The organism is Ralstonia soli (assembly GCF_023955655.1).
Lineage (GTDB): Bacteria > Pseudomonadota > Gammaproteobacteria > Burkholderiales > Burkholderiaceae > Ralstonia > Ralstonia soli.
Genome location: NZ_JAMXHT010000003.1, coordinates 426,403 through 451,708, shown reverse-complemented (window position 1 = coordinate 451,708; position 25,306 = coordinate 426,403). Strand labels below are relative to the sequence as shown.

General features: G+C 63.6%; 26 protein-coding genes. 15 read left to right on the top strand and 11 right to left on the bottom strand.

What is annotated here, in order from left to right:
• Positions 1-13: 13 nt before the first annotated feature.
• From NG900_RS09130 to NG900_RS09120, 3 genes are all read right to left on the bottom strand, one after another.
• Positions 14-499, bottom strand: a complete 486-nt coding sequence (locus tag NG900_RS09130) for a tripartite tricarboxylate transporter TctB family protein (RefSeq protein ID WP_252679453.1) — start codon at positions 497-499, stop codon at positions 14-16.
• A gap of 203 nt (positions 500-702) precedes the next feature.
• A complete protein-coding gene (locus tag NG900_RS09125; protein WP_252679450.1) occupies positions 703-1,155 on the bottom strand; it encodes a DUF2214 family protein in 453 nt (150 codons plus the stop codon).
• Between the two features lie 32 nt (positions 1,156-1,187).
• On the bottom strand, positions 1,188-2,408 hold the full coding sequence (locus tag NG900_RS09120; protein ID WP_252679448.1) for a CaiB/BaiF CoA transferase family protein: 1,221 nt from the start codon (positions 2,406-2,408) through the stop codon (positions 1,188-1,190).
• A gap of 207 nt (positions 2,409-2,615) precedes the next feature.
• Here NG900_RS09120 and alaS point away from each other — a divergent pair, with 207 nt between their 5' ends.
• The 3 genes from alaS (at position 2,616) to NG900_RS09105 (ending at position 7,737) form a co-directional block, all read left to right on the top strand.
• Positions 2,616-5,258 (top strand): alanine--tRNA ligase, encoded by a 2,643-nt coding sequence (alaS, locus tag NG900_RS09115; RefSeq protein ID WP_252679446.1) that lies wholly within the window; start codon positions 2,616-2,618, stop codon positions 5,256-5,258.
• 314 nt (positions 5,259-5,572) lie between these two features.
• On the top strand, positions 5,573-6,691 hold the full coding sequence (locus NG900_RS09110) for a purine-nucleoside phosphorylase (RefSeq protein WP_252679444.1): 1,119 nt from the start codon (positions 5,573-5,575) through the stop codon (positions 6,689-6,691).
• Positions 6,688-7,737, top strand: coding sequence for a purine-nucleoside phosphorylase (locus NG900_RS09105; RefSeq protein ID WP_252679442.1), 1,050 nt, complete (start codon positions 6,688-6,690; stop codon positions 7,735-7,737). Before NG900_RS09110 ends, NG900_RS09105 begins: the two co-directional genes overlap by 4 nt.
• A 43-nt stretch (positions 7,738-7,780) precedes the next feature.
• On the opposite strand, the gene NG900_RS09100 is transcribed toward NG900_RS09105, so the two are convergent.
• Positions 7,781-7,921 carry a hypothetical protein gene (locus NG900_RS09100; protein ID WP_252679440.1) on the bottom strand — a complete coding sequence of 47 codons (141 nt, stop codon included), beginning with the start codon at positions 7,919-7,921 and terminating at the stop codon, positions 7,781-7,783.
• 46 nt (positions 7,922-7,967) lie between these two features.
• Here NG900_RS09100 and NG900_RS09095 point away from each other — a divergent pair, with 46 nt between their 5' ends.
• A complete protein-coding gene (locus NG900_RS09095; RefSeq protein ID WP_252679438.1) occupies positions 7,968-10,100 on the top strand; it encodes a TonB-dependent siderophore receptor in 2,133 nt (710 codons plus the stop codon).
• 101 nt (positions 10,101-10,201) lie between these two features.
• Positions 10,202-10,381, top strand: coding sequence for a hypothetical protein (locus NG900_RS09090; protein ID WP_252679437.1), 180 nt, complete (start codon positions 10,202-10,204; stop codon positions 10,379-10,381).
• On the opposite strand, the gene NG900_RS09085 is transcribed toward NG900_RS09090, so the two are convergent.
• From NG900_RS09085 to NG900_RS09075, 3 genes are all read right to left on the bottom strand, one after another.
• Positions 10,378-11,127: a slipin family protein gene (locus NG900_RS09085; protein WP_252679436.1), complete on the bottom strand. Its 750-nt coding sequence runs from the start codon at positions 11,125-11,127 to the stop codon at positions 10,378-10,380. The genes NG900_RS09090 and NG900_RS09085 overlap by 4 nt on opposite strands.
• Positions 11,128-11,242: 115 nt before the next feature.
• On the bottom strand, positions 11,243-12,646 hold the full coding sequence (locus tag NG900_RS09080) for an NfeD family protein (protein WP_252679433.1): 1,404 nt from the start codon (positions 12,644-12,646) through the stop codon (positions 11,243-11,245).
• 71 nt (positions 12,647-12,717) lie between these two features.
• The gene (locus NG900_RS09075) at positions 12,718-13,626 is read right to left on the bottom strand and encodes a LysR family transcriptional regulator (protein ID WP_252679432.1); all 909 of its coding nucleotides are present in this window, start codon (positions 13,624-13,626) and stop codon (positions 12,718-12,720) included.
• Positions 13,627-13,730: 104 nt separating this feature from the next.
• Here NG900_RS09075 and NG900_RS09070 point away from each other — a divergent pair, with 104 nt between their 5' ends.
• The 6 genes from NG900_RS09070 to NG900_RS09045 all read left to right on the top strand — a co-directional run bounded on the left by NG900_RS09070 (position 13,731) and on the right by NG900_RS09045 (position 17,988).
• Positions 13,731-14,954: a YbfB/YjiJ family MFS transporter gene (locus tag NG900_RS09070; RefSeq protein WP_252679431.1), complete on the top strand. Its 1,224-nt coding sequence runs from the start codon at positions 13,731-13,733 to the stop codon at positions 14,952-14,954.
• Positions 14,955-15,029: 75 nt separating this feature from the next.
• Entirely contained in the window at positions 15,030-15,815 is a 786-nt protein-coding gene (locus NG900_RS09065; protein WP_252679429.1) for a class II aldolase/adducin family protein, read from the top strand.
• Between the two features lie 28 nt (positions 15,816-15,843).
• Positions 15,844-16,032: a 4-oxalocrotonate tautomerase gene (locus NG900_RS09060; RefSeq protein WP_252679427.1), complete on the top strand. Its 189-nt coding sequence runs from the start codon at positions 15,844-15,846 to the stop codon at positions 16,030-16,032.
• A gap of 35 nt (positions 16,033-16,067) precedes the next feature.
• Positions 16,068-17,105 carry a threonine aldolase family protein gene (locus NG900_RS09055; RefSeq protein WP_252679834.1) on the top strand — a complete coding sequence of 346 codons (1,038 nt, stop codon included), beginning with the start codon at positions 16,068-16,070 and terminating at the stop codon, positions 17,103-17,105.
• A gap of 26 nt (positions 17,106-17,131) precedes the next feature.
• Positions 17,132-17,713 carry an NUDIX hydrolase gene (locus NG900_RS09050; protein ID WP_252679425.1) on the top strand — a complete coding sequence of 194 codons (582 nt, stop codon included), beginning with the start codon at positions 17,132-17,134 and terminating at the stop codon, positions 17,711-17,713.
• Between the two features lie 47 nt (positions 17,714-17,760).
• Positions 17,761-17,988 carry a sulfurtransferase TusA family protein gene (locus tag NG900_RS09045; RefSeq protein ID WP_021195565.1) on the top strand — a complete coding sequence of 76 codons (228 nt, stop codon included), beginning with the start codon at positions 17,761-17,763 and terminating at the stop codon, positions 17,986-17,988.
• Positions 17,989-18,045: 57 nt separating this feature from the next.
• Here the strand turns inward: NG900_RS09045 and sorB are convergent, their stop codons facing one another.
• The 3 genes from sorB to NG900_RS09030 form a co-directional block, all read right to left on the bottom strand.
• Positions 18,046-18,390, bottom strand: a complete 345-nt coding sequence (gene sorB, locus NG900_RS09040) for a SorB family sulfite dehydrogenase c-type cytochrome subunit (RefSeq protein ID WP_252679421.1) — start codon at positions 18,388-18,390, stop codon at positions 18,046-18,048.
• A 10-nt stretch (positions 18,391-18,400) separates the two neighbouring features.
• On the bottom strand, positions 18,401-19,651 hold the full coding sequence (gene sorA / locus NG900_RS09035) for a SorA family sulfite dehydrogenase catalytic subunit (protein WP_252679419.1): 1,251 nt from the start codon (positions 19,649-19,651) through the stop codon (positions 18,401-18,403).
• A 112-nt stretch (positions 19,652-19,763) separates the two neighbouring features.
• Complete coding sequence (locus NG900_RS09030; protein WP_252679417.1) at positions 19,764-20,396, bottom strand: LysE family translocator; 633 nt, start codon at positions 20,394-20,396, stop codon at positions 19,764-19,766.
• A 330-nt stretch (positions 20,397-20,726) separates the two neighbouring features.
• Between NG900_RS09030 and NG900_RS09025 the strand changes: the two genes are divergently transcribed.
• The 4 genes from NG900_RS09025 to NG900_RS09010 all read left to right on the top strand — a co-directional run bounded on the left by NG900_RS09025 (position 20,727) and on the right by NG900_RS09010 (position 24,144).
• On the top strand, positions 20,727-21,074 hold the full coding sequence (locus NG900_RS09025; RefSeq protein ID WP_252679415.1) for an RcnB family protein: 348 nt from the start codon (positions 20,727-20,729) through the stop codon (positions 21,072-21,074).
• A gap of 294 nt (positions 21,075-21,368) precedes the next feature.
• On the top strand, positions 21,369-22,550 hold the full coding sequence (locus NG900_RS09020) for a GGDEF domain-containing protein (RefSeq protein ID WP_252679413.1): 1,182 nt from the start codon (positions 21,369-21,371) through the stop codon (positions 22,548-22,550).
• Positions 22,551-23,140: 590 nt separating this feature from the next.
• Complete coding sequence (locus NG900_RS09015) at positions 23,141-23,476, top strand: hypothetical protein (protein WP_252679411.1); 336 nt, start codon at positions 23,141-23,143, stop codon at positions 23,474-23,476.
• Positions 23,477-23,760: 284 nt separating this feature from the next.
• Positions 23,761-24,144 carry a Rap1a family protein gene (locus tag NG900_RS09010; protein ID WP_252679409.1) on the top strand — a complete coding sequence of 128 codons (384 nt, stop codon included), beginning with the start codon at positions 23,761-23,763 and terminating at the stop codon, positions 24,142-24,144.
• Positions 24,145-24,483: 339 nt separating this feature from the next.
• On the opposite strand, the gene NG900_RS09005 is transcribed toward NG900_RS09010, so the two are convergent.
• Positions 24,484-25,305, bottom strand: a complete 822-nt coding sequence (locus NG900_RS09005) for a hypothetical protein (RefSeq protein WP_252679407.1) — start codon at positions 25,303-25,305, stop codon at positions 24,484-24,486.
• Between the last annotated feature and the right edge of the window lies 1 nt (position 25,306).

Below are 25,306 nucleotides of genomic sequence, written 5' to 3'. Positions count from 1 at the left end.
CTTTCCTTCTCGCTCAACCGCCGATGAAGGCCGGCCACACCGGGAACTGGAGCTTGAGCCCGTAGATGAAGGCGGCCAGGCTCATCAGCGCCATCACGATGGCGGTGCCGACCGCGCCTTTCCACGTGAATTCGTGGCTCGCCATGCTGGACACCAACACCAGCACCACCAGCGAAAGCACCAGCCCCAGCGGTTGCAGCAGTAGCCCGAACAGCACCACCGAGCCGAGCACCCACAGCAGGGTCTTGATGTCCCAGCGCGGAATGCGGTCGGCCACGCCCTTGCGCGACAGCGATTGCACGATCACCACCACGCCCAGCAGCACCAGCACAATGCCCAGCCAGAACGGGAAGTAGCCGGGCCCCATGCTGCTGGCCGTGCCCATGCGGTAGCTGCGCGCCAGAATGGCAAACGCCGCGCCCGCGACAATGAACAAGACGCCGGATGCAAAGTCCTGATGGCTGCGGATTACCGGACGACTCTGGGAATCGTTCTGCAAGACGGGTCTCCTCGGAAGGGGCGTGCTGCGCCAGCGACGGCGGGCCGCCCTGTTGGCGGCCAAGTTTGCACGCTAAGCAGACCGGCTTTCAAGCACCTTGCAGAGGGGGGCCGCGCATCTCATGGCCTGGCGCGGCGCGCTGGCCAACGATTCAGGGTTTGTCCTGAGCGTTGATGCCCAGCGCTCGCGTTTGGCCCGCGCGATTACATGCCGATGCCGCGCGCCATCAGCACGGCTGCCAGCGGAATGAATACGATCAGGTGCGATTCAATCATGACCCAGCGCCGCGTCTTCGCAATCTCGGCGGGCGTGGGCACGAAGTCGGGCAGCGTCTTGCCTTGCTTCTTCCAGCGCAGGATGGTCAGCGTGGGCGGAATCGACAGCAGCCCCACCAGGATGAACAGGCCCACCTTGATATGGAACACCGGGTTGTGGACGTAGAACGCATAACCCTTGGCGCCGTAGGACATGCGCAGCAGCCCCGTCACCAGCACCGCCAGTGCAGCAAAGCCGAAGACCGCGTCATAGCGGGCGAGCCGATGGCGGATCTCCGGTGTCATGCCGGGCCGCAGCACCACGGCCTCGGCGGTAAGGAAGACGATCATCGTGAAGATCGAGATGTAATGCAGGTAAGCCAGCAACGCATCAGACCACATGGAGACCTCGTCTAGGGTGGGGAAGGTGCGATTCAGATGACGCCCTGTGCGCGCAGCGCTTCGATCCTGTCGGGCGATAAACGCAGCACATCGCGCAGCACAGCCTCGGTGTGTTCGCCCAGCAGCGGCGGGTGGCTCGCGGCCTTGGGCGGCGTGGCGCTCATCTTGACCGGGCTGCCGACCAGCTTGACGGTGCCGGCGCTCGGGTGAGGCAGGTCCACGCGCAGGCCGCGTGCCTGTACCTGTTCGTTGTCGAAGACTTCGTCGAGATTGTTGATCGGGCCGCAGGGCACGCCGGCGGCTTCGAGCTTGTCGATCCAATCGCCCTTGCTGAAACGCTTGACCATCTCGGCCAGGATCGGCACCAGCACGTCGCGATTGGCCACGCGCTGCGGGTTGGTGGCGAAGCGCGGGTCGTCAGCGAGTTCGGGCATACCGCCGGCGTCGACAAAGCGGCGGAACTGCCCGTCATTGCCCACCGCCACGATGATCCAGCCGTTAGCCGCCTGGAAGGTCTGGTACGGCACGATGTTCGGGTGCGCGTTGCCCCAGCGCTTGGGCGCCTGGCCGCTGGCGAGGTAGTTGGTGTTCATGTTCGCCAGCATGGCGACCTGCACGTCGAGCAGCGCCATGTCGATGTACTGGCCTTCGCCGGTGCGGTCCCGATGCGCGAGCGCGGCCAGCACGGCGACGGTGGCGTACATGCCGGTCATCAGGTCTGAGATGGCCACACCGGCTTTTTGCGGCCCGCCGCCGGGCAGGTCGTCGCGCTCGCCGGTCAGGCTCATGAAACCGCCCATGCCCTGCACGATGAAGTCGTAGCCGGCGCGCGCGGCGTAGGGGCCGGTCTGGCCGAAGCCGGTGATCGAGCAGTAGATCAGGTCCGGCTTGACGGCCTTGAGCGATGCGTAGTCCAGCCCGTATTTCTTGAGCTGGCCGACCTTGTAGTTCTCCAGCACGACATCCGCATGCGCGGCGAGCTGGCGGACGATGTCCTGCCCCTCGGGCGTGCTGATGTCGACGGTAATGGACCGCTTGTTGCGGTTGGCAGCCAGGTAGTAGGCGGCTTCGGCAGTGTCCTGACCAGCCTCGTCCTTGAGCCAGGGCGGGCCCCAGGTGCGGGTGTCGTCGCCAGCGCCGGGGCGCTCCACCTTGATGACGTCGGCGCCGAAATCGGCGAGGTTTTGCGCACACCAGGGGCCGGCAAGCACGCGGGTCAGGTCAAGAACACGGAGATGGCTGAGAGCGCCCATGGATTGACGAATCGACACGATTGGAACGGGTGCACTCTACACCACGCTCCAGGATCCCTCTAAGCCGATGCGACCAACCGGGGAAAATGCGGCGCAGAATGGACGCGACCTGGTCACGAACCCCGTATAATCAATGGTTTGCACTAATCCAAGGCGCTCTGGAGCGGGATGCTCCAGGGCGCAATGCTGACTCCGGCACCCCGCGACATGAAAGCCTCCGATATCCGCCAAAAATTCCTGACCTTCTTTGAGGGCAAGGGCCACACCGTGGTGCGCTCCTCGCCGCTGGTGCCGGGCAACGACCCGACGCTGCTGTTCACCAATTCGGGCATGGTGCAGTTCAAGGACGTCTTCCTCGGTACCGACAAGCGCCCGTACGTGCGTGCGGCCTCCGTGCAGCGCTGCCTGCGCGCCGGCGGCAAGCACAATGACTTGGAAAACGTCGGCTACACCGCGCGTCACCACACCTTCTTCGAGATGCTCGGCAACTGGTCGTTCGGCGACTACTTCAAGCTCGAAGCCATCACCTGGGCGTGGGAACTGCTGACCAAGGAATACAAGCTGCCCGCAGAAAAGCTCTGGGCGACCGTCTACCAGACCGACGACGAGGCCTATGACATCTGGACCAAGGTCATCGGCCTGCCGCCCGAGCGCGTCGTGCGCATCGGCGACAACAAGGGCGCGCCGTACGCATCGGACAACTTCTGGCAGATGGCCGAAACCGGCCCGTGCGGCCCGTGCTCGGAAATTTTCTACGACCATGGCCCGGACGTGTGGGGCGGCCCCCCGGGAAGCCCGGAAGCCGATGGCGACCGCTACATCGAGATCTGGAACAACGTGTTCATGCAGTTCGACCGCCAGCTCGATCCGGCCACCGGCGAATACACGCTGACCCCGCTGCCGGCACCGTGCGTGGATACCGGCATGGGCCTGGAGCGCCTGGCCGCCATCCTGCAGCACGTGCACAGCAATTACGAGATCGACCTGTTCCAGGCGCTCATCGCTGCCGCAGCGCGCGAAACGAATACGAACGATCTGTCGAACAACTCGCTGCGCGTGATTGCCGACCACATCCGCGCATGCTCGTTCCTGATCGTCGACGGCGTGATCCCGGGCAATGAAGGTCGCGGCTACGTGCTGCGCCGGATCATCCGCCGCGCCATCCGCCACGGCTACAAGCTGGGCTGCCGCGCCGCGTTCTTCCACAAGCTGGTGGACGACCTCGTCGCGCAGATGGGCGAGGCCTATCCGGAACTGCGCGACGCACGCGACCGCGTGGTCGAGGTGCTGCGCACGGAAGAGGCGCGCTTCTTCGAGACCATCGAGCACGGCATGTCGATCCTCGACGCCGCGCTGGGCGAGCTGAAGACTTCGGGCAGCAAGATGCTCGACGGCGAACTCGCCTTCAAGCTGCACGACACCTACGGCTTCCCGCTGGACCTGACGCAAGACGTTTGCCGCGAGAACGACGTGATCGTCGACGAAGCTGCCTTTGACGCCGCCATGAACCGCCAGCGCGAGCAGGCACGCGCCTCCGGCAAGTTCAAGATGACCGCTGGCACGCTCGACTACACCGGCGACAAGACCACCTTCCACGGCTACGACCAGTTGGTGCGTGAAACCGCGCGCGTGACGGCGCTGTTTGTCGACGGCGCACCGGTGCAGGAAATGCACCCCGGCCAGACCGGCGTGGTGGTGCTGGACCATACGCCGTTCTATGCCGAATCGGGCGGTCAGGTCGGCGACCAGGGCACGCTCAAGGCGGCCACCGTCTGGTTTGATGTGGCCGACACGCTCAAGGTGCAGGCCGATGTGTTCGGCCACCATGGCGAGCTGCGCACCGGCGTGCTGAAGGTCGGCGATGCCGTGGCTGCGGAAGTGGATGCCGTGCGCCGCGCGCGCACCATGCGCAACCACTCGGCCACTCACCTGATGCACAAGGCCCTGCGCGAAGTGCTGGGCAGCCACGTGCAGCAGAAGGGTTCGCTGGTCGATGCCGACAAGACGCGCTTCGACTTCTCGCACAACGCACCGATGACGCCGCTGCAGATCCGCGAAGTGGAAGCACGCGTCAACGCCGAGATTTTCGCCAACGCCGCCACCAGCGCCCAACTCATGGGCTTCGATGATGCGGTCAAGAACGGAGCGATGGCGCTCTTCGGCGAGAAGTACGGCGACGAAGTGCGCGTGCTGTCGATCGGCACGTCGAAGGAACTGTGCGGTGGCACCCACGTCGCGCGCACCGGTGACATCGGCCTGTTCAAGATTGTGAGCGAATCGGGCGTGGCAGCAGGCATCCGCCGCGTGGAAGCCATCACCGGCGACAACGTGCTGCACTACCTGCAGACGCTCGACACGCGCATCAACGAAGCGGCGGCCGCACTGCGCGCACAGCCGTCGGAGCTGACGCAGCGTATCGGCCAGGTGCAGGATCAGGTCAAGACGCTGGAGAAGGAACTGGAGCGCCTGAAGTCGAAGCTGGCCGCAAACCAGGGCGATGAACTCGTCAGCCAGGCTGTGGACGTGGCGGGCATCAAGGTGCTGGCTGCCAAGCTCGACGGCGCCGACGCCAAGACGCTGCGCGAGACCATGGACAAGCTCAAGGACAAGCTCCAGACCGCCGCCATCGTTCTGGGCAGCGTGAGCGACGGCAAGGTCGCGCTGATCGCCGGTGTGACGGCGGATGCCACCGCCAAGGTCAAGGCCGGCGAGCTGGTTAACTTTGTCGCCCAGCAGGTCGGTGGCAAGGGTGGTGGCCGCCCGGATATGGCGCAGGCTGGTGGTACGGAGCCCGAGAAGCTGCCCCAAGCGCTGGCCGGTGTGGCCGCGTGGGTGCAGCAGAAGGTGTGATGTAACGCCCCTTCGAATCTGATGCGCTGAACGGCGCGCGTTCCCGGCAACGGGGCGCGTGCCGTTTTGTTTTGGGGCTCGACCTGATGTGCAGCGCACGCGAAGGTGGCTTGTATAGGGTGACCAAACAAGTTTGGTTCTGATTGCCGGGAGTGGAGGGCGGTTGCGCCATCGCCTATACCGGGGAAACGCAGCCGCTTCTGTTGAGATTGCGTGCCCTCGCGATAACTGGCAGGCAACTTGCATCGGTTGCGCGCGCTGTTCCCCGCAGCGCTGATGTACCCCTGTTCCCATCCCCAAATCCGAGGAGAACCATGAGCGTTCTATCCGAGAAGGTCGACGCTGTGCCGCCCGAGCCATCGGCTGCGCGGCGCAGCAAACGATTGCTACGGGCGATCGCCGCTGGCGTGCTGGTGGCCGCCGGCATTGGCGCATCGACGCAGCCGGTTGCGCTGCTTGCGCAAGAACCTGCGCCTGAGTCGCACGCGCGCAAGGTCAAGGTGCTGATCATCAGCATGTTCGCGCCCGAGGCGCAGCCGTGGATCGACAAGCTGGGCCTCACGCAAGACGTGCCGGTGCCCGGCCTGTCGATTGATTACCCGAACGTGCACTGCAACGCCAACGACGTGTGCCAGCTCACCACCGGCATGGGCAAGGCGAACGCCGCATCGTCGGTGTCGGCGCTGATTTACAGCGGGCAGTTCGATTTGCAGCGCACGTACTTCCTGGTGGCGGGCATTGCCGGGATCGATCCGTCGCAAGGCACCTTGGGCTCTGCTGCGTGGGCGCGTTATCTGGTCGACAGTGACCTCGCCTGGGAGATCGATGCGCGCGAGATTCCCGCTAACTGGCCCAACGGCTTCATCGGCATCAACACACAGGGGCCGGGACAAAAGCCGCCGCTGGACTACAAGACGGAAGTCTTCCGCGTGAACGAGGCACTGCTGCAGAAAGCGCTTGCGCTCTCCAAGGGCGTGGCGCTGGATGACAACGCCACCGCGCGCGCGTATCGCGCCAACTACCCGAGTGCACCGGCCAACCAGCCGCCGTCGGTCGTGCAATGCGACACCGCCGCGGGCAACACGTACTGGCACGGCGCCAAGCTGGGCGAGCGCGAAGCCGCGTGGGTGAAGCTGCTGACAGATGGCCAAGGCACCTACTGCACCACGCAGCAGGAAGACAATGCGACGTTCGAAGCGCTCACGCGTGGTGCGAGGACGGGGCTGCTCGACCTGCAGCGTGTGGCCGTGCTGCGTACCGCTTCCAACTTCGATCGGCCGTATCCGGGGCAGACGCCGTACGACTCGCTGGTGGGCAGCAACTCGGGCGGATTTGTGCCGTCGCTCAACAACCTCTATCTGGCGGGCGGCCCGCTGGTCAACGAGATCGTCACGCGCTGGAGCGTGTGGAAACACGGAGTGCCCTCGCCATGATCGATTCCCGACTCAAGACGCCCATGCCTCGTTTGCGTACGATCGCCAAGCTGTGCGCTGTGGGCGCCGCAGCCCTGACCTTGAACAGTTGCGCGTATGACGGCGTGAAGGTCATCGTCGTCAACATGTTCCAGGGCGAAGCCCAGCCCTTTATCGACCGCTACGACCTGAAGGAGAAGGTCGCCATCTCCGGCTTGTCGCCCGACGCGCCCAACATGCTCTGCAACTACGACGGCGTTTGCCAGATCACCACAGGCATGGGATACGCGAATGCCGCGTCGACGATTTCTGCGTTGCTCTATCGCAGCAAGCTGGATCTGACGCACACCTACTTCGTCATCGCCGGCATTGCGGGCATTGATCCGGGGCAGGGCACGGTCGGTTCAGCAGCGTGGGCGCGCTATGCGGTGGATTACGGCCTGTCGCATGAGATCGACGCGCGTGAAATGCCAACCAGCTGGCCGTATGGCTATTTCGGCATCGGCACCAAGGGCCCGGGCGAGAAACCGCCCATGGACTACCGCACCGAGGTGTTCCAGCTGAACGAGACGCTGCTGCAGCGCGCCTTTACGTTGTCGAAATCGGCCACGCTGGAAGACAGCCCCGAGGCCATCGCCTTCCGCAAGAACTACGCATACGCGCCGGCCAATCAGCCACCTGCTGTCATTCAGTGCGATGTCGCTTCTGCCGATACGTGGTGGGCTGGCCGCAACCTGGGCCAGCGCGCGCGTGACTGGGTGAAGACGATGACCGACAACAAGGGCACCTACTGCACTACCGCGCAAGAGGACAACGCCACGCTGGAAGTACTCACGCGCGGTGCCCGTGCCGGCAAGGTCGATTTCAGCCGCGTGGCGCTGCTGCGTTCGGGGTCCGATTTCGATCGCCCATATGACGGTCAGACGGCTTCTGACGGCCTCATCAACTACGCCCAGCAGGGCGGCTTCGTGCCGGCCACGCACAACCTCGTCAACGCGGCCAAGCCATTGCTGGACGATATCGTGAACCGCTGGCCGCAATGGAAGCAGGGGGTGCCGGCGAGCTAACGGTTGCCGAGATCACGCGACCTCAATATAATGCGAATCATTCTCATTTGATGGGCGGCAGCGGGTACCTTGCCTGATCGCTGGCCATTGCTTCTGCCGGGCGAGCCAGCGGGTTTTCACCTGCCAGCCAATGGATCGACGCGCCGTGTTGTACTGCGGCGCGTTTTTTCTTCTCCCAGCGCATTGCCGCGCGTCCGGTTTCGCCAATCCTGATCAACCTGTTGTCTGCGATGACTCATCCGAATGTGGTCAATGCAGCGGCCCGCGCATTGCCTTGCGCGCTCGCCGCCATTCCGCTTGCTGCTCTGCTCACCGTCTCGACATTAGCGCGCGCCGATGAACCGCAACCTGCTGCCGGCCATGCCAAGGTCGACTTGGACGAAACCACCGTCACCGCGCGCAGCCAGCGCGGCTTTGCAGCCAGCACGGCCGAGGTGGGCGCATTCCGTGGCATGGCACTGCGCGACATTCCGGCAACGGTGAACGTCGTCACGCGCGAGGCGCTCGACGCCCAGCAGGACACGTCACTGTTCGACGCGCTGCGTAACACGGCCAGCGTGACGCGCCAGCAGCTCTCCGGCGAGACCTTCGACAACCTCGCCATCCGTGGCGTGACGATGGAGAACCGCACCAACTTCCGCTTTAACGGCGCGATGCCGATTGCGGCGCTCACCGCCATCCCGCTGGAAGACAAGGAGCGTGTGGAAGTGCTCAAGGGCGTATCGGCGCTGTACTACGGCTACACCACGCCGGGCGGCGTCGTGAATCTCGTCACCAAGCGTGCGGGCAATACGCCCGTCACCACGCTGGGCATGCAGTTCGACAGCAATGGCACGGCCATCGGCACGGTCGACGTGGGCCGCCGCTTTGGTGAAGACAACCAATACGGCATCCGCTTCAACGCGGCGGGCGGTTCACTGCAATCGCCCACCAGCGGCATCGAAGGCACGCGGCAGTTGGCTGCTGTGGCATTTGACTGGAAGGTCAACAGCCGCCTGAACCTGAAGGCCGATGTGGAGTACTCACGCAAGGTCATCACCGAGCAATCCGTGGTGACGCTACCTGCCGCCAGGAACGGCGTGATCGCGCTGCCCGCTATGCCCGACCCCAGCAAGCGCATCGCACCCGGCTGGGCCGACTTTGATGGCAACAACACCAACGCACTGCTGCGTGCGGACTACGCACTCACCGATGCGTGGCTGCTGACGGTGGAAGGGGGCCTGTCGGAGACAGCGCGCTCGCGGGCATTCTCAGAGTTTCGCCTGACCAACCCCGTGACGGGCGCAGGCACGCTGTCCGGCCAACGCCAGAACGGCCGCTGGAACACGAGCCACGTGCGCGCCGACATCAACGGCACCGAGAAGACGGGCTGGATTACGCACGACCTGACCTTTGGCGTGGCGCGATCGGACATGCGGCAGGCGGCGGTGTATTCCGATCGCTTCTCGGGTTCGCAGAATCTGTACAACCCGGTCGATCTCGGCTGGCTGCCAACCACCGGCATCGGCTTTACCGCCGAGCAGCGCGCCGTCGATACGGGCGTCTACGCAATGGACCGCATGACGCTCTCGCAGCACTGGCAGGTGATCGCCGGCCTGCGCTATACGCGTTACACCAGCGAGCAAGCGCCCAACCGCTACGAAGCCAGCAAGACCACGCCGCTGGGCGCCGTCATTTACAAATTCACGCCGACGTTGTCAGCGTATGCGTCGTACGCGCAAGGTTTGGAGGCCGGTGCGCGCGCACCCAATACCGCCGCCAATGCCAACGTGGCGATGCCGCCCGCGCTCTCCGAACAGAAGGAAGTGGGCGTGCGCTACGAAACGCTGGCCGGCACGCAGCTCGCCGCCGCCGTGTACGACATCGACCGCGCTGCGAGCTACACCAACGACGCAAACCTCTTCGTTCAGGACGGCCGCGAACGCATTCGCGGTGTCGAACTGACGGCGCAGGGACGTGTCACCAACGAGTTGTCGCTGCTGGCCTCCGCCGGCTGGACAGACGCCAAGTTCCGCGGCGTTGGCAACGGCCTCAACGGCAAGACGCCCGAGAACACGCCACGCAGCACCGCCAGCCTGTTCGCGGAATACACGCTGCCGATGTTGCGCTCGGTGTCGCTGAACGCAGGCGCGTACTACATCGGCCCACGACCCGTGAACGACGCCAACCAAGCCGAGTTGGGCGGCACCACACTGTTCAGCGCCGGTGTGCGCTACGTCACCCGCATCTCAGGCAAGCGCACCACGCTGCAACTCAACGTCGACAACCTCACCGACAAGCGCTACTGGGCCGGCGCCGGCAACAACCGCCTATCGATGGGCGCCCCGCGCCTCTTCAAGCTAGGCATGAAGATCGACCTGTGACGTTCGCCACGGCGCTAACGCAAGCACCCCGATGGTCTGGCCGTACCTTGCCCTAGATGGCGCCTTGGATTTTTGTTGCGGGGAGGAAAAAGGAAGGAGCCTTGTCTGAGCGCAGCGAGTTTGGCTCCTTCCCCTCCCTGCGGCAAAAATCCAAGGAGGGGGTCGCCATCTCGGGCGCGCCTTTCTTTGCTTACTTTCTTTGGCAAGACAAAGAAAGTGAGTCAGCCCCGGCAGGGGATGAAACAAGGGATGGACCAACACCAAAAAAACAGGGCAACTAAGGCTTCTTGATCGCCCCCAGTACCTCCATCGGCAACGGAAACACAATCGTCGAACTCTTGTCGCCAGCAATCTGCGTCAGCGTCTGCAGATAACGCAGCTGAATCGCCTCAGGCTGCTGCGCCAGCATCTGCGCCGCCTCCAGCAGTTTCTCGGAAGCCTGTAGTTCACCCTCCGCGTGAATCACCTTGGCTCGCCGCTCACGTTCGGCCTCAGCCTGGCGCGCGATCGCGCGAATCATCGATTCATTCAGATCCACATGCTTGATCTCCACATTGGCAATCTTGATCCCCCAAGGATCAGTTTGAATGTCGAGCACCTTCTGGATATCGAGGTTGAGCTTCTCGCGCTCGGCCAGCATCTCATCCAGTTCATGCTTGCCGAGAATCGCCCGCAGCGTGGTCTGCGCGAGTTGGCTGGTCGCTTCCAGAAAATTGGCCACTTGAATAATCGCGCGCTCCGGGTCCACCACGCGGAAGTACACCACCGCATTCACCTTGACCGACACGTTGTCGTGCGAGATCACGTCTTGCGGCGGCACATCCATCACCACGGTGCGCAGGTCCACCCGCACCATCTGCTGGATAGCTGGCACGATCAGCACCAGCCCCGGCCCCTTCACGCGCCAGAAGCGCCCAAGCAGAAACACCACACCGCGCTCGTACTCACGCAGCACCCGAAAAGACGAGATGACCAGCAGCACGGCCAGAAAGATCAGGCCGCCTGCGCTGAAGAATCCGTAGACCATGTTGTTTCTCCTTAGCGCCGCTAACAAAACCGCCCTGGCTTCGTTGCACCTCCTTGCCGTACTACAGTACTGTCCGCGTCGGTACGCCTAGCCAGGACAGTTTTGTTAGCGGCTCTTAAGCGGAAGCCGCCACGGGCTCGGCCGGCTCCACCAACAGCGTCAAGCCATGTCGCGCGATGACGCGAACCTGATCGCCACGCGCCATGCCAGCGTCGCAACGCACGCGCCAGCGCTCACCATGGATGCGCGCCCAACCGTCACTGTCTGCATCGGCGTCCGATGTGTCGACGTCGACCACTTCACCCGTCATGCCGATGAGCGTGTCGCCGCCCGTGACCATCGGCCGGCGTCGCGCACGCACTGCCAGGCTGGAGACCGCCAGCACGACGGTCAGGCTCACAAAGGCCAGCCCGATGATGAGCGGCAGCGGCACACCAAAGCCGGGCGTTTGCGTATCGATCAGCATCACCGCCCCGAGCACGAACGCCACGATGCCGCCTACGCCGAGCGCGCCGAACGTCGGCAGGAACGCCTCGGCCACCATGCAGCCGAGGCCCAGCGCAATCAACGCCAGCCCTGCGTAGTTGATCGGCAGCATCTGCAGCCCATAGAGCGCCACCAGAATGCACATCGCGCCGAGGATGCCGGGCACCACCATTCCCGGCGTCGAGAACTCGAAGATCAGCGCATACACGCCCACCGTCAGCAGCAACAGCGCGAGGCTCGGGTCCGTAATGACGCCGAGGAAGTGGTTGCGCCAGTCGGGCTCCAACACGACGGTCGGCGCGCCAGCAGTGTGCAGCGTGACGAGGCCGCGGGACGTACGCAGCGCGCGCCCATCCACGTGCTTGAGCAGATCAGGGGTGTCGCTGGCGATGAGGTCGATGACGTGCTGGTTGGCAGCTTCGGGCGCGTCGAGACTCACGGCTTCGCGCACGGCGCGCTCAGCCCAGTCTGCGTTGCGACCACGCAGTTGCGCGAGCCCGCGGATGTACGCCGCCGCGTCGTGCATCTGCTTGCGGGCGAGGGTGTCTTCGTTGCTGGACGATGCAGCGGGGGCGCTGGCCGGTTTGGCTGCATCTCCGGGACTTGGCGGACTGGGCGCATGCCCGCCAATGCCGATGGACACCGGTGATGCCGCGCCCAGGTTGGTGGCCGGCGCCATCGCCGCGACGTGGCAGGCGTAGAGGATGTAGGTGCCCGCACTGGCGGCACGCGCACCACCCGGCGCCACATAGCCCGCCACCGGCACCGGAGAGGAAAGGATTGCCTGGATGATCTGCCGCATCGACGCATCCAGCCCGCCAGGCGTATCCATCTGCAGCACCACGAGTTGTGCGCCTTGCGCGCGCGCCTGCTGCAACCCGTGGATGACGTAGGCCGCACTCGCCGGCCCGATCGCGCCGGTCAGCGGCAGCACGATTACCGGGGCGGCTGCCATGGCAAGGCTGCTCCATGTGGCGGCGATGATTGCCGTCAGCCAGACCATCCCTTGACGAATCCGCATTGACGGTCGCATGGGCGCCTCCGTCGTCGTTGCCGCGCTGGACTGCGTCGGACCCGCGGCATGGTCCGTGTGCTGCATTCAGTTTAGGCAGCGATGGCCTCGCCGGCGGGTGTGCTCGCTACGGCATGCGGCTCGCTCAGCACCTGCAGGAGCGCTTGCAGGGCGGGGCCGGCCATCTCGCGGTGCCAGGCGAGCACCGTGTCGACGCGGCCGGGCTTGCCAAGCTCGTGCACGCTGATCTCCGGCGCATTGGTGTACAGCTCCAGTACCGAGCGCGGCACCAGTGCCACGCCAATGCCTGCCGCCGCACACGCGATGATGGCGTGGTACGAGCCCAGCTCGAGCACGCGCGACGGCACCACGCCATCGGCAGCGAACCAGTCTTCGATCAATTGCCGATACGCACAGCCAGGTTCAAAGCCGAGCAGGGCGGCGCTCTGCACGTCGGTGGCGCGGCGGATGGGCGGATGCGCGCGGTGGGCGATCAGCACCAGCTCTTCGGCAAAGGCGGGGAGCGTGGTCATCGCCGCACGCGTGTTGGCGAGGCATGCGGTTTCGGCAACGAATGCGCAGTCCACCTCGAAATTCGACAGCGCCTGGATCGACTGGCGCGTTGTCATCGTCACCAGTTCGAGCTGCACGCGAGGCCAGCGCTGGTGCAGCGTGGCGAGCAGCGTGGGCAGGCGGCTGGCGGCCGTGCTCTCCATCGAGGCGATGCGCAGGCGCCCGTGCGGCTCGCGCGGCTGCACGGCCTGACGCGCTTCGGCGGCCAGACGCAGGATGTCGTCGGCGTAGGTCAGCAGGGTCTGGCCGGCGGGCGTGAGCACCATACGCTTGCTCTCGCGCACGAATAGCTGCACGCCCAGCGACGTTTCCAGCTGGCGGATGCGCGTCGTCACGTTCGATTGCACGCGGTTCAACTGCTGGGCTGCCCGGGTGACGCCGCCTTCGCGCACCACCGTTCGGAAAATCTCAAGCGAGGCCAGATCCATGATCTATCTCAAATGCTAATGGGTTCGTTCAATATAATTCATTTTTCAAGATGAGCGGCGGTGCGTACGATGAAGTGCCGACTTCCTCATCCCGAGCGCTTCCCATGGAGCACACTCTGCCGTCTTCCTCTGTCGTCTCTGCTGTGCCGCACCCGCGCGCTACCGCGTGGCGTGTGGCGATTGCGGGCATGGTCGCGCTTTCCGTGGCGATGGGCATTGGCCGCTTCGCCTTCACGCCAATCCTGCCGATGATGCTGCACGACGGCAGCCTCACGCTTGCGCAAGGCAGCTGGCTAGCCACGGGCAACTACCTTGGATATTTCGTCGGCGCCCTGGTCTGCATGGCGTTGCGCGGTGATGCGGCGCGGTTCATTCGCATCGGCCTGGTTGCGACGGTACTGCTCACTGCCGGGATGGGCGTGCTGCAAGGCCAGCCGGCGTGGCTCGTGCTGCGCTTTGCGGCGGGCATGATCAGCGCGCTGGTGTTTGTCTTCACGGCCGGTTGGTGTCTGCACCGCCTGACCGAGCTGGGGCACGCAGCGCTGGGCGGCATCATCTTCTGCGGGCCGGGTCTGGGCATCGCCATTCCGGGGCTGATGGCCAGCGGCATGGTGGCGTTGGGCTGGCATGCCACGTCGGCGTGGGTTGCGTTTGGTGTGCTGTCGGCGCTGCTCTCTGCGGCGGTGTGGTCGACCGTCCGGCCCGAAGCGCGCTCGCATGCCGCGCCGGCATCGGCCGCGGCCGGCGCGGTACCGAAACTGGATGCCCCAACCATTGCTGTCACCCTGGCCTACGGCGTGGCCGGTTTCGGCTACATCATCACCGCCACCTTCCTGCCGGTGATCGCGCGCAAGGTGCTGCCGGCCGGCTCCGTCTGGCCCGACCTGTTCTGGCCGATGTTCGGCGCGGGCGTGGCGCTGGGCGCCTTTCTCTCCACGCGGATCAGCCTGGCGCGCGACAACCGCGCGCTACTGGCCACCGCATATGCGATGCAGGCCGTTGCCGTGACCATCAGCATCGTCTGGCCGACGGTGGCGGGGCTGGCGCTCTCCAGCCTGCTGCTTGGCCTGCCGTTCACGGCGATCACACTGTTCGCCATGCGCGAGGCGCGTCGTCTGTGGCCGCACGCGGCACCGCGCCTGATGGGCTTGATGACGGCTGCCTACGGCATCGGCCAGATCGTCGGGCCGCCGCTGGCGAACCGGCTGTTCGCGGCCACGGGTGGCTTCAATGCGTCGCTCGCGGTGGCGGCGGTGTCTCTGGTCGTGGGCGTGGCGACGTTCATCGTGGTCAAGCGCGTCTCACCGGCATCGCCCGTACGTGCGTGATGGACAGCATGTAGCGCGCGTCGCTGCTCGATTCGCGCGCGCGTTCTAGAATGCCTCCTCCATTGGAGGAGCCCCATGTCTTTTGCCCTGCGCCCCGGTGCCGTCGTGCCCGGGGGCGAGATCAGCGCCGCCGAGCGCGCCGTGCGTGTCGACCTGGCCGCCGCCTATCGCCTGGCCGCACTCAACGGCTGGGATGATCTGATCTACACCCACCTCTCGGCCACCGTTCCCGGCGAGCCGGACCACTTCCTGATCAACGCGTTCGGCTTGGCGTTTGACGAGATCACCGCATCCAACCTGGTCAAGATCAACCGCGCCGGGCAACTCGTCGGCGATTGGCCCGATGCCGCAACGCGGCCATCCGTGAACGTGACGGGCTTTGCGCTGCACGCTGCCGTGCACGCCGCGCGGCCCGATGCGCATTGCGTGATCCATCTGCATAACACTGCGGGCATCGCCGTGTCGGCGCAGAAGCACGGGTTGCTGCCGCTCTCGCAGCACGCGCTGCGCTTCCACAAGCGCATTGCGTATCACGACTACGAAGGCCTGGCCTTCACGCCGGAAGAGGGTACGCGCCTGACCGCGTCGCTCGGGGCCCAGTTCGCCATGCTGCTGCGCAACCACGGCACGCTCACCATCGGCCGCACCGTGGCCGAAGCGCATGTGCTGATGGCCACGCTCATCAAGGCGTGCGAAATCCAGATCCAGGCGCTGACGGGCGGCGAGGTTGTCTCGCCCGCTCCGCAGGTAGCGGACCGAGCTGTTGAGCAACTGGAAGACGGCGGCGCCATCGAGGGCGTGATGGAGTGGCCGGCCCTGTTGCGCAAACTGGATAAAATTGACGCTTCCTATCGCGATTGATCACGCGACTCACCACACCGGAGACACCATGCCGACTTTCCATATCGAGATGTTCGAGGGCCGCACCGTCGAGCAAAAGAAACAGCTCGTTGAAGCCGTGACGCGCGTCACCTGCGAAACCCTGGGCTGCGCGCCCGGTGCCGTCGACATCATCATCAACGACGTCAAGCGCGAGAACTGGGCGACCGGCGGCGTGCTCTGGTCCGAACAGAAGTAACGCACTCCTCATTCAGGCCGGTCGCCATGCAGCCCATGCAACATTTCGCCTCCGACAACTACGCGGGCTTCTGCCCCGAATCGCTGAAATACTTCCTGGAAGCCAACGGCAGCGGCCACGAGCCCGCGTATGGCGATGATTCGTGGACGCAGCGCGTGTGCGATCGCATCCGCGACCTGTTCGAGACCGACTGCGAGGTCTTCTTCGTCTTCAACGGTACGGCGGCCAATTCGCTGGCGCTGTCCTCGCTGTGCCAGTCGTATCACTCCGTCATCTGCCACGAGCTGGCGCATATCGAGACGGACGAGTGCGGCGGCCCCGAGTTCTTCTCCAACGGCTCCAAGCTGCTGACCGCCAAGGGCGAGAACGGCAAGCTCACGCCCGACGCGGTGGAAGCACTGGTCACGCGCCGGTCTGACATCCACTACCCGAAGCCCAAGGTCGTCTCGCTTACGCAGTCGACGGAGGTGGGCACGGTCTACACAGTGGAAGAAGTGCGCGCGATTGCCGCCATTGCCAAGCGCCGCCAGCTGCGCGTGCACATGGATGGCGCGCGCTTTGCCAACGCGGTGGCATCGCTCGGTGTGCATCCCTCGGAGATCACCTGGCGTGCAGGCGTGGACGTGCTCTGCTTCGGCGGCACGAAGAATGGCCTGCCGGTGGGCGAGGCCGTCGTCTTCTTCGATCGTCGCCTGGCGGAGGACTTTGCCTATCGCGTGAAGCAGGCAGGGCAACTGGCCTCGAAGATGCGCTTCATCTCGGCGCCGTGGCTGGGCTTGCTGGAGAACGACGTCTGGCTGCGCAACGCGCGCCACGGCAATGCGATGGCGCAACTGCTGCATTCGCGCATCGTCGATGTGCCCGGTGTGCGCATCATGTTCCCGACCGAATCGAACGCGGTGTTTGCCGAACTGCCGTTGCCCGCCATCGAGGCACTGCGCGCACGTGGCTGGAAGTTCTACACGTTCATCGGCGCGGGCGGTTGCCGCCTGATGTGCTCGTGGGATGTGCAGCCCGAAACGGTGGAAGCCTTTGCTGCCGACATCCGCCTTGCCTGCGAACAAGCCGCCTGAATCGCTACCTCAGCCATTTCATCACCATGAGCTTCGACTACCGCTTCTGCCCGCAATGTGCCACGCCGCTCGTCGAGCAGCACACGGCGGGCCGGCTGCGCATCGCTTGTCCGGCGCCGGACTGCGGCTTCGTCCACTGGAACAATCCGCTGCCGGTGCTGGCGGCGGTGGTCGAGTATCGCGGGCAGATGTTCCTGGCGCGCAACGCGCAGTGGCCGGAGGGCATGTTCGCGCTCGTCACCGGCTTCATGGAGCGCGACGAGACGCCCGAAGCGGGCATCGCGCGCGAGCTGAAGGAAGAAACCAACCTCGACGCGCAATCAATCTCGCTGATCGGCGTGTACGAGTTCATCCGCAAGAACGAGTTGATCATCGCGTACCACGTGGTGGCCGATGGCGAGATCGCGCTGTCGGAAGAGCTGGTCGAGTATCGCCTGAAGCCGTTCGAGAAGGTGCGCCCGTGGACGGCCGGCACCGGCTATGCCGTGGCCGATTTCCTGACCGCGCGCGGCCTGCCGGTCAGCTATATCGACATTCGCACCGGCGAACCCGCCGAGCCGCCGCCGCGCCAATGGCAACCGACGCGGCTCGTTACAATAGCGGCATGACTTACGCGGGCAGTGCAACACTGCTCGCTCGCAACCCAGAGGAAGACATGGAGTTTCAGAAGGAAGTTGATGCGCGCGGCTTGAACTGCCCGCTGCCCATCCTGCGCACGAAGAAGGCGCTTGCCGACATGCAAAGCGGCGACGTGCTCAAGATCCTCGCCACCGACCCGGGCGCCACGCGCGATTTCCAGGCGTTCGCCAAGCAGACCGGCAACGAGCTGCTGGAGCACAGCGAGCACGACAAGGTCTTTACGTTCTACATGCGCCGCCGCTGATCGGGTCGTGCGTTCACAACAAGCGGGGCGATCCGGGGTGGCCGGACCGCCCCGTTGTCATTTGGCGGGGTTTGCCTGTGCACGTTCTGCCCCGTAGGTCTTCACCAGGTAGTCCACCATCGCCGGAATGTCCTCTTCCGGAAACGGCGCGCCGAACGGCACCTTCATCTTTTTGACCGTGGCTTCCCAATAGCTGCGCGGCAGCGTGGCCGGTTGCGTCTGCACGTACTGCGCGGCGTGGCAGATCATGCAGTTCTGTAGCACGAGCCGATAACCAGGAAGATCGTTCGGCTTGTACTGGGCGGTTTCGGGCGGCAGCGTGACATCCAGCGCGTATGTGGCCGTCGCGCTGATCAGCGCGGCCAAAGCGAGGCAGGTGCGCAGCGTTTTGCGATCGAGCATGTCCACCTCCTCACGCAACCGTGATGCGCGTGGTTTCCACCACGTTGCGCATATAACCCGGCGGGTTCCACAGCGCCGTCATCGGCTGGCTCTGTCCGATACGGTTGGTAGCCCGCACCTTCAGCTCATAGGCGCCGCGCCGCGCGGGTGTGAATGCCGCGCGCCACTCGCGGAACGAGTATCTGCCGAGGTCCCGGCCCAACTGGGCTTCCACCCATGAGCGTCCGCCATCGGAGGAGAACGCTACTTCAGTGATGCCGTAGCCGCCATCGAACGCGATGCCGCGCACGATGTGCTCACGCCCGGCGGCAACGGTGGCGCCATCCGTCAGGCTGGTAATGAATGAGCGCACGTTGAAGCGGTTGATCGGTATCGTCTTTGCGGGCGCGGTGCCGGGCGCAACGCAGGCGCAGGGATTGTCTGGAATGCGGTAAGCCGCACGCATCCAAAATCCATCGAAGGTCTTGTCGACAACCTGGATGCTCGAGAGGTGTTTTATCCAGTACGTGCCGTAGTAGCCCGGTACGATCAAACGGATCGGGTAGCCATTGAGCATGGGCAGATCGGCACCGTTCATGGCCCAGGCGATCATCACCTCGCCATCGAGCGCGTGGTCGATGTCCAGCGCCTTGACGAAATCGGGGCTATTGGCATCAGCCAGCGGCGGATGGTCGAGGCCGTCGAACACGACCTGCAGGCTGCCCGCGCGTACGCCGGCCTTGTCGAGTACCTGTTTGAGCGGCACGCCGGTCCAGCGCGCGTTGCCCATCGCCCCGTTGGAGAGCTGGCCGCCGCCGACACGCGGCTGGAAGTGGCCGCGACCGTTGCCTGAACACTGGTTGACGGCAACGATCTCGCGCGGCTCGCCCAGCGCTTTCAGGTCGGCCAGCGATAGGTCGAGCGGGGTGTTGACGTTGCCGCCCACCTGCAGGCGATATGTTGCCGGTTCGATCGAAGTGGGAATGCCCGCCCAGTGGTAGCGCACGAAAAAGGCGTCATTGGGCGTGATGGTGCCGTCGTTGAAGACTGCGAAGGGTGTCTCCAATTGCGGCGGGCGGCTTGTCAGCAGGATCAGTGGGCGCTTTTGCGGAAAGGCCACCAGTTCGCGCGCGCCGTTGTCGAAGGGCAGGGTGACGCTGCCTGTGTTTGCGGCCAGCGCGGTCAATGCCGGGTGGCTGAGCGTAGCGCCAGCGCCTAGCGTGGCAAGGGTCTTGAGTACGCCGCGCCGCGTGGCGCGTTGCTGCGGATCATCCGGGTGCATGCCGTTGTCTCCTTGGAGTCACTCTGGGTATCCAAGGACATGGTGGCGCGCGTGTCAATCAGGGTTGTCGGCGGTGGCGATGGTGCACTGCGGTGCTGGGACCTCTGCTCCCTTACCTGCGCGCTTCCATCGCCATGCGCAACGCCAGGCTCGTCAGCACCGTGCCCATCAGGTAACGCTGGATCGACAGCCAGCTCGGCTTGCGCGACAGGAACGCCGCAATGCTGCCTGCCGTGGCGGCAATCATCGAATTGACGGTCACGCTCACGCAGATCTGCGTGATGCCGAGGCAGACCGATTGCACCAGCACGCTGCCATGCGCCGGCTCGATGAACTGCGGCAGCAGCGACAGATACAGCACCGCCACCTTCGGATTGAGCAAGCTGGTCAGCAAGCCCATCGTGTAGAGCTTGCGCGGGCTATCCACGGGCAACTCTCGCACCTGGAATGGCGCGCGGCCCCCGGGGCGCACGGCTTGCCAGGCGAGATACAGCAGATAGATCGCCCCGCCAAAGCGCAGCCCGTCGTAGGCAAACGGCACCGCCATCAGCAGCGCCGTAATACCGAACGCCGCGCACAGCATGTAGAAGACGAACCCTGTGGCGATGCCCGCCAGCGACACCAGCCCCGCATTGCGCCCCTGGCAAATCGAACGCGAGATCAGGTAGATCATGTTCGGGCCGGGCGTCAGCACCATGCCGAGCGCGACCAGCGCAAAGGTGAGCAGGTTGGGGAGGGTTGGCATGGCGGAAGGGTGTCTTGCAAGTGATGAAGAGCTTGCAGGCTAGCACCCGCCGCATCGCCGCCGACAGGTACAGAACATCGCAAATTTCTTCGATTCTGTATGGGTCCCGCTGTCCCGGCAGGATGCGTCTACATCGCCTCGTACGCGCCGCGCCCCTACCGACATGATCGACACGGCACCCGCTGTGGCCTGCAGGGCATCGCCAGCCGGCGCGTGACGCACAATAATGTTCGGTTACATCCTTAACGGTGCTCGTCACAGCCTTGCCGGCGGTCGGAGCCTAGACTCAAACCAAGGTCCGACGTATCCGGACGTTCTGGGAGCACTGCAATGCAAAAAGCCAAAATCCTGACTTCTTTGATGCTGGCCGTTTCGGCGCTGGTACCGCTGGCAAGCCACGCGCAAGACCGTGACCGCGATCACGATCGCCACTGGGACCGCGACCGCCACGAAGAGCGCGTCGACATGGACCGCCGCGCCGATCGCATGGAATACCACCGCTGGAATCGTGGCGAACGCATTCCGCCGGAATATCGTGATCGCCAGTACATCATTGACGACTGGCGCGAACATCGCCTGGCGCGCCCGCCACGCGGCTACCACTGGGTGGGCGTGGGTGGTGACTACTACCTCGTTCGTCCGGACGGCTTTGTATTCAACGTGACGATCGGCGGCTAAGTCCCGCTTCTGCCAAGCAAGAGAAGACCCGCAACTGCGAAGGCGTTGCGGGTTTTTTATTGGGCGCGCTTATGGGACAAAAAAAGCCCGATTGATGAATCGGCCCAACGAGCCCAGCAATGGGGGTAGCAAGGGTGGATATGAATGTGTGCGCCACACCGTAACCTCGCCGGCCGCGGCGTGCGACGATGTGCACGTCACGATGATGGACAGAGGGGAAGACCTAATCGCGCCGGTCATCTTTGTGGCAAATGCTTCTTCGATAATTCGAATATTGGAAACCCAAGAGGCTGTATGCACCCGGCGTTCGATCTAGCCACCGTTATTCTTCTTCACGATACCTCGTTGATTGCCGGCGCCGCGGCTATCCTGCACAGCCGCAGGCGTTCAACTCGGCCGATGGGTCTAGAGCGAATTGCTGCCGCTTTCATTGGGTTGGCCATCGGCGCCGCACTGGCTGCCTTTGGTGAGCAGGCCGCTTTACCGTACTGGCTGTGGACCTATCTGAGTATTTTTCTTGGGACGGTCGCCTATCCGCTGTTTTGGGATGGCGTGCGCCGCCTGAGCGGACGCCGCCGCAGTCTCTACTGGATTGTCGTACTCGTGCCGGCAGCATGGTTGCTGATCGGCATCGTGTCGGGCTTTCCGCTCGTCAATGAGCAGCGAGCGAGCGTCTTTCATCTGACAGCGGTGATCTCCCTGGCGGCATCGGCGTGCGAAATCTGGCTGGATCGGCTTAGCGAGCCACTACCGGCGCGCCGCCCATTGGCGGCGTGTCTGTTGATCAGCGCAGCCATTTACGCTGTACGGCTGGTCTGCATCAGCCTCGATATCCCATCGGCATTCGACTTTGCGACGGCTTTTTTTCTTCAGATCTTCTTCAATTTCTGGATCGCGCTATTGATTGTGACGCTGGTCCGGGAGCGCGGCGAAGCCGGCCTTCAGCTCGCAGCCGATACCGATACGCTGACTGGTGTCGGTAACCGCCGTTGGTTTCTCGGCCGCATTCCGGCCACGCCGCGCGCAAACAGCGCACTGGCGATCCTAGATGTCGACCACTTCAAACAGATCAACGATAGGTTCGGGCATCCCGCTGGTGATCAGGTGCTGGTATCCGTTGCCAAAGCTGTCCGAGACGAACTGCGGGAAGGGGATGTTTTCGCCCGGTACGGCGGGGAAGAGTTCGTGCTCTTCTTGCCCAATGTCAGCGAGCTAGAGGCCGGGCTTGTGAGCGAGCGCCTTCGCAAGCGGGTCCAGGCGATGTCTATCGTGGTCGATGGCAGCACGACCGTCCGCGTTACGGTCAGCATCGGCGTCGCTTGGAGTGACGAAAAGGACGGCACTTGGGATGCCTGGATAAAAGCGGCGGACACCGCTTGTTATGAGGCGAAACAGGGCGGCCGTAACCTCGTGAGAAGGCATGTCGTGAAGGATTGGCCCGACCGCATGCTCCCGGCGGGGAGCTTGCAGGATTGAGGTGATGCGTGATATGGGCTGAACGACGGTGCTCGGCTACAGATCAACCGGTCAAAAGCAAACGCTGAAAGGCCACTCAAAGATGCAATCCCGAACGGGTCTTTTGCTTTCGGGGGCGTTCGACAACTCCCCATAAAGCCGCCGAGATTGGGGGCGTCGTGACTGGGAATGGCGTGGGGAAGTTTGCAACAAAAAAACCCCGCAGAGCCAAGCCCAGCGGGGTTTCATTGCCAAACGCCAAAGACGTTTGAGAGCGGAATTTGGTGGAGCCGGCGGGAGGTTCACCGGCTCCACCAACTAGGCATGTAATCGTTCACCCGTGCGGGTTCTTGGGTTGTAGGTGTGTAAGGCATCTGTCCACATTGGGACACTTGAGTGGGGCGAGTCTAGCACGGAGGGTGAGGCGTCACGGTTGCGGTTTTAGTTCGATTGAGGAACGAGGAATCGAATAAAGGCCGAGTGCAAAGGCCATGCTTAGCCCTCCGGTCGTTGGGTAGGCGACATGATGACTGGCTCGATACGATTGTCCGGCGCCGAGGGTAGCGGCATTTGCGTATCTGATAACGACGCCAAGAAGACTGACGAGGACGATGATGAGACGAGTTTTCACTTCGGTCACATTGGGTATTGTGGCTCTGGCATGGGCGGCGAGTGCGGGCGCGCAAAGTGCGCACCGGATAGAAAAGAAGACCTATGGATGCCAGTCCGAGGAAATGTTTGGGAAGATAGTTGGCTACTCTGCAAGCCGCGACAACGTTGCCTTCAAGAAGGCGCTGGGGGCAGGTCTCGCAAATGGCCAGTGCGATATCTTTGATGTTGGGGAAAGCGTCGAATTGACCGATACGTCCATCTTCACAGGGAAGGTAAAAATTCGGCGACGTGGAGACGTAGTGGAATACTGGACGTTCATCGAGCACGTGAAATAGAGGTATAAGGTTTCCACGAAAACTTGCGCCGGTTGACGAAACGCACCCCATCGAGAAGGTGCGTTTTTTCTAGGGGTTCCACTTTTTGATGGAGCCGACGCGTGCTGACATATGATTCAGGAAACCTTACTGGATATCCTTACAGCGGTATCTTGAGGGGATCATTTGGAATCGGCAGCAACTTCTGCCGGTCGGTGCGTGAGACACCATTCCGCCTCAAGGATTAGCTTGCTTGGCTTGCGCAATTAGAAGTCAGCAAACGACGAGACCACCTGACAATCGCAATGAGAAAGCTACTTGCGGCAGCAGCCTTGTTGATTCTGGGCACCGCTTCTTTCGCGCAGTCCCCTCCGCCGCCCGTCCACATTCACAATCCGTTTGTGACGGGCACTCACTATCGCGAATTGCCTGACCTGATGCGCCGTGCGTATGTGATGGGCGTGATTGACGGCATGTTCATGTCGCCGATCTTTGCATTCCGCGACCTCGCCAGGGAGCAGATGTTAGGGAAGTGCGTTGATGCGATGCGTGCGACGGACGTTCAACTGACCGCCATCGTAGATCGCTACCTCGACGCTCGGCCTGTAGCATGGGGCGACGGCATGCACCTCATTGTGTTTGACGCTTTGGCGGAAGCCTGCGGTTCGATTGGCATGCCCTACAAGTAACTGGCTAAGCGTTTTCGATACGCACGTAGTGGCCGACGATCGCAAAAGGAGCTGTGCGCTCGTGGGGGTCGGTCATGTATTCGGCATCGTCTGCAACGGCTGGCAGATAGGACAGGTGTGGCCGCTACCGGAGGGGCAGGGTAGAAGAGTCCACGAAAAACGTCGGGAAGGGTCCGCAGTCGGGCGTATTTCTGGTCTATTGCGTGGACCCTTCAGTGTGCTTCAGGGTGTGGACCCTTCAGAGGGCACGCAAAGCCTTACGTGCATTGGCTTTGGGACGTTTTGAAAAGCCGGCTATGCACCCCCAATCCTGTGGATTGGGAGGGATGCCCATATTGCTCATACGTTCGAGATGGCGATCTCGCCGCTACGTGCGCCGCCATGTCTGCGATTGCGAGATTCGGGGATGTTCGTTTCTAGCCAATCCAGCGCCTTGCCGGCCGTGCCCCTGTCGATCGCGTCGCCGGTCCACATGGCGTAGAGTCGAGCGGCAGCAGCGGGGCTAACCCGACCTCCATCTCGCGTCATCTGGCCGCATAGCCAAACCCGAAATCGGCGGGTCAAGACCGCTTTGGCTGCATCCGTATCCATCGTCCGGCTGGTCTTGGGTAGGTGCAACATGATTGCCTTGTAGACCGTATCTCGACGCTCGGCGAGGGCATCTGCTTTCCGACTGACAACGGGCGAGCGCAACCACTTGCATTCCCATTGCTGTCGCTCTGACAAAGCCAACCCGCGCACGATAACCCACTGGTCGCGTTCGCCGTTGTTGAACCAGTATTCCGCCTCGCGCACCCACTCGAACTCATCGGGGCAGATGAATTCATCAAACAAGCGCGTGTAGCGTTTGCCGGTGACAGCACGGCGTTGTGCAGCGTGCTGTCCTGCGAGCCACTGGATGTCGTGGGCGAATAGATCAAGCTGTTGATCGACCGTAAGCGGGCGAACGGGCGGTGGATGTGCGAACCGAAGACACGGTGGCAGGCGATGAATCGTGAGGGCTTCCGCCAGCAAGAATGCCTTGGTTCGCTGCTGCGTCGCAAACGCGTTGCGATACATGCCGATCAGCCGTTCACGGTCACACGGCTGGATGATGCTTCGGGCGCGTTCGAGCGTGCCCGGTGTTTGCCGCGCCAGCACGGATGACAGGGGTTCGAGCATG